Origin of the sequence: Bacteroides sp. AN502(2024), assembly GCF_041227145.1 — a bacterium.
In the GTDB taxonomy this organism is placed as follows: domain Bacteria; phylum Bacteroidota; class Bacteroidia; order Bacteroidales; family Bacteroidaceae; genus Bacteroides.
Genome location: NZ_JBGFSP010000001.1, coordinates 1 through 4,586 on the forward strand (window position 1 = coordinate 1; position 4,586 = coordinate 4,586).

4 protein-coding genes are annotated in these 4,586 nt (G+C 39.9%); 1 reads left to right on the plus strand and 3 read right to left on the minus strand.

Annotated elements, in window-relative coordinates; genetic code table 11:
* Window positions 1–591: 591 nt before the first annotated feature.
* Entirely contained in the window at window positions 592–1,836 is a 1,245-nt protein-coding gene (locus tag AB9N12_RS00005) for an ATP-binding protein (protein WP_369888912.1), read from the minus strand.
* Window positions 1,837–1,929: 93 nt separating this feature from the next.
* The gene (locus tag AB9N12_RS00010) at window positions 1,930–2,382 is read right to left on the minus strand and encodes an Arm DNA-binding domain-containing protein (protein ID WP_369888913.1); all 453 of its coding nucleotides are present in this window, start codon (window positions 2,380–2,382) and stop codon (window positions 1,930–1,932) included.
* Between the two features lie 399 nt (window positions 2,383–2,781).
* Between AB9N12_RS00010 and AB9N12_RS00015 the strand changes: the two genes are divergently transcribed.
* Complete coding sequence (locus AB9N12_RS00015) at window positions 2,782–4,032, plus strand: ATP-binding protein (RefSeq protein ID WP_369888914.1); 1,251 nt, start codon at window positions 2,782–2,784, stop codon at window positions 4,030–4,032.
* Between the two features lie 163 nt (window positions 4,033–4,195).
* Here AB9N12_RS00015 and AB9N12_RS00020 read toward each other — a convergent pair whose 3' ends face one another.
* Window positions 4,196–4,348 carry a hypothetical protein gene (locus AB9N12_RS00020; RefSeq protein ID WP_369888915.1) on the minus strand — a complete coding sequence of 51 codons (153 nt, stop codon included), beginning with the start codon at window positions 4,346–4,348 and terminating at the stop codon, window positions 4,196–4,198.
* Between the last annotated feature and the right edge of the window lie 238 nt (window positions 4,349–4,586).

Below are 4,586 nucleotides of genomic sequence, written 5' to 3' on the forward strand. Positions count from 1 at the left end.
AGCGCCTTGAAACAAAGTGGTTCTGAAGTAACAACAAATACAAAATAGCAAAACATACGAGTTTACTTGTGAGATTGAAAGAGTAGTTTATCATGTTGTCAGACCATCATGAGCTAAAACAGATATGTTGCAGATACTTGACCTGCAACCTATCTGCAACAGGTATCTGCAACGCCATAAGCCATTATATTTCAATTAGATACAACGAAATTGTTGCAGATGGCAGATAATTACCATAAATATATTCTTTTGTATAGGAATCGGATGTAGGTTCCTCCGGATTACCCGGCTCGCATTGGACCGGATAAGGGGCAGTATGGCTATATTTTTATCTTAAATGGAAAGAGCCGTGGGATAGTTGCATTAAAATCATAAAATGTTTGATAAGTTTCACTCATTCGGTTTTCCGGTTTACACACTGGTTTACACAAATGCTGTAAAACGTTATTTTTATAAAGAAAAAAGAGGATATTCAATATTTTGGATCCAATTTCAACACCGTCAATACGGCATCAAAAAATCCGTTTTCTTCCGGGAGTTCATATAAAAAACACTCATAATCGTAATTTTATTTGGGTGTAAATGGATGGACTAAAATTGATTGATGGAAACTATTCTGATGCTGCTATTTCTCCATATAGTCATTTCTTCTAAGTCATTAGTGATGACGAGGAGGTTGTCGCAGTGGAGTTCTTCGGCGGCTTCGACGAGGGCATCGAGTTCGCGCTTGCGGGTTTTCTCGGAGGTCATGTCGTAGCATACTTGGATCAGTTGCTCGACCTTTGTGCCGCGACGGGTCACGAAGTCTATCTCCTTGTCGTTGCGGGTGCGGTAATAGAACAATGTGTTGCCGGGTTCATAGCCTCGGCGCATGAGTTCCACGAACACCTGGTTTTTCAAAAGGCGTCCGAGATTCTCGCTGAGATTGAATGCGGTGCTCTGCACAAATCCGTTATCCACTACATAGACCTTGCGCGGAGCTTTCTTCATCAGCTTCAGCTTTTTGTTGAAGCGTGGAAGATAGAAGAACAGATAAGACTCGGCAAGATAGTCGCAGAATTTCTTGGTGGTTGCCACACTTGACAGTCCTAACTCTACCGCAAGTTCGTTTGAGGAAATCGGGTTGCAGAAGTTGGAAAGTAGGTATATGGCAAGGTTATACAAATCGGTTGTGTTCCTTACCTTATGTCGCTTCGCAACATCTTTCAACAATATGGAGTCAAACAATGTGGAAAGATAGTTCTTTGTAATGGCTCTCGCCTTTATGGTTTCTGGATAACCGCCGTTGCGCATATAATCATCGGCGAGTACGGTAGCTTTGGCAAGCTGTTCCTCACGCGGCGCATGAATGTCGATGTCATTCCAGCTCATTGTTTCATCAAGGCTGAAAGGGAGCATTTCTATTTTCAGATAGCGTCCGGTCAGCGATGTCGTCATTTCACTGCTCAGGAGTTTTGCGTTGCTTCCGGTGATAACTAAATTTTTACCGCGACGATACAATTTGCTTACCCACATATCCCAGTTGGGCAGGTTCTGCACCTCATCAAGAAGTAGATAATCATATCCGGGGTATATGTCATCAAGAGCCGACATCACCAAATCCTCATTCCAATTCTCCAACAACTGTGCATCATCGAAATTCAGGTAGGCAAAGTTCTTTCCCTGCAACATTAGCAATGCAAACACAGATTTACCAACGCGTCGTGCCCCGGTGATCAGCTTAATCAACGGATTGGTGAGAAGCTCCTCAACATCATGTTTGGTTTGCCGTTGTTGGTACGGACGAGCCATCAGCTCATCGCGCTCAGTCTTTTGATTGAAGATTATATTTTTCATTGCCGTCTTATTAGAGTGCAAATATAGCTCTTTTTATTCAATTAAACCTCTATATTGAATAAAAAAGCATATATTTTATTCAATACGAAGATGCTATTGACTAAAAACTGAGATGTCAAGATGCTTGTTGAACTTTATAAAAGACGAATAGGACACCTCGAACATTCCTGCATATCTGATTCTGTTCTCTTTCTGCAAGTTCCGGATATAGGTCAGATAGTATTCACCCACCGTTTTATGGGTTGTTTTGTTTGTGGCAGATTCAATAAGAGTTGTAGCCGTAAAGTCTTTGCCTGCTATCCTCTTGTCCAAAGCGGTTTTCTGTATCTCATTGATTTTTTCGCTTATGAGAACGGCTATTCTTTCACGGTTCGGACATTTATCCTTTGGCTGGTTTGTCTTAAAGTCCCATTGTTCCGCTTTAACGGATATGCCAAGACTTTGGTACTTCTTTTTTCCGTCTTTACAGATACGAATCATTAATGGGCTTTCCCCATTACTAAGAGTTTTGTACTTGTAACACACTACTTTTATAGTTTCACTCATACGATTTCCGGTTTAACTCTTGGTTTAACTTTGGAGTGAAAAACGTAGTATTTATAAAGAAAAAAGCAGCTATCCTATTTAGATAACTGCCTGATTTTTAAGTGATCCGCCTGGGGCTCACCTGTGTCTTGTAATCTCCTGATATTCAGTTTCGGATTTTAATCTTCCAAATAATCTCCACCGATTTCGCAGTGTGATACTTTCTGTGTTTTGCGCACCACTCTTTGGCTTTTGGTTGATGCAAAGGTAATACTATTTTTTGAGTAATGCACTGTTTCTACTCTAAAAATATGTGTATAGTAACGTTTTTTTTCGATTAGTTGTTTGGCATTTCAGGAAAAGGACTTAACTTTGTAATCGAAATCTCTGATGAATATCACATAATTTTCGACTACGACGATGATACAACGTAATCATTATTTGGACGAACTTGTTTCCTTACAGGGGAACGGTATGATTAAAGTCATAACAGGAATGCGCAGATGTGGAAAGTCGTATTTGCTGTTTGATATATTTGTGTCTTATCTTGAAGGACAAGGAATAGCACCTGACCATATCATTAAGGTTGACCTTGAAGACTTTAAGAACAGGGGGCTGCGTAATCCTGATAATTTGTATTCATACGTGGAAAGCCGTATTACGGATGACCGGATGCACTATATTTTATTGGATGAGGTGCAGATGCTTGAACACTTTGAGGATGTGCTGAATGGTTTCCTAAAGATGCGGCATGTGGATGTATATGTTACAGGTAGTAATGCCAAATTTTTATCTAAGGACATCATTACGGAATTTCGGGGGCGCGGATATGAGGTGAAGATGTATCCTTTGTGTTTTCGCGAATATATGTCGGCATACAAAGGTTCGGTTCAAGCCGGATTGAATGAATATATGCTGTATGGTGGATTGCCGCAAATATTGTCATATACAACGGAAGAACAAAAGACAAAGTTCTTAAAAACATTGTTTGACGAGACTTACATCAAGGATATTAAAGACCGCTATGATATACGCAAGGATGATGATTTGGAGGAACTTATCAACATTATGGCTTCTGGTATCGGTGCCTTGACCAATCCCAACAAGCTGGCAAACACTTTCCGCAGCGAAAAGAAGTCTATAATATCATACGATACCATCAAAGATTACATTGATTATCTGTGTGATTCGTTTCTTGTGGAAAAGTCTACCCGTTACGATATAAAAGGCAAACGCTATGTTAATTCTCCCTATAAATATTATTTCATGGACTTAGGGCTGCGCAATGCTCGTATCAACTTTCGACAATATGAGAAAAGTCATCTGATGGAAAATCTTATCTACAATGAGATGCGTGTACGGGGCTTCAATGTGGATGTCGGTACAGTGCCCACTTACACAAAGAATGAGGAAGGAAAGCCACAACGTGCCAATTTAGAAGTGGACTTCGTCTGCAATTTGGGAAGCCGTAGGTACTACATTCAATCTGCGTATAGAATGGAGTCCGAAGAAAAAATAAAGCAGGAACGGGCTTCGTTATTAAAGGTGGAAGATTCTTTCAAGAAGATTATAGTTCTTGGTGAGGAGTGTCCGGTGACACGGGATGAACAGGGAATTACAACGATGAGTATTTTTGATTTCTTGCTGAAAGAGAATTCTTTGGAACTTTAGTATTCTTGGAAATGACGAAACAGAAATCGAAAGCGTTGTAGGCTCTTGAGGAGGAAAATCAGAAAGGAATACTCAAGAAATGGAAAAGTATAGAAGGAAATTTTTGTTCACCTGTTGACGGAATTAAAAGCGCTTTATATGGAACGTCATCTTATGTCCCCTGTTAGGAATCCTTGACTGCACTTTCTTCATAGAAGCCGTTGGGACGAAGACCCTCTGCCGGATATCCGTCAAAGCCATTATCTCGTTCCTTTAACGTGACATCAAGGGTATGTGCGGTTTTCTCTACTTTTACACTTTTGAAATACTTAACCATTTCTTCTAGAACAGGCATTCTGCCAACTCTATGTAAGGGTTCTTTCCCATTGTATTCGTTTCTTTCTGCAAAACTATAGATTTTTGAGAGATTACACAGGGTTGTTACTATGCGCCATCTTATGTCTAAATGGATGAATTTTAGGTTGCAGAATGGAAAATCCACAATAAAACTGGTATATGAAACGAGTGCAATTACTCATTTGCATATGCCAACTCGTTATTGTTAGAAAATTTAC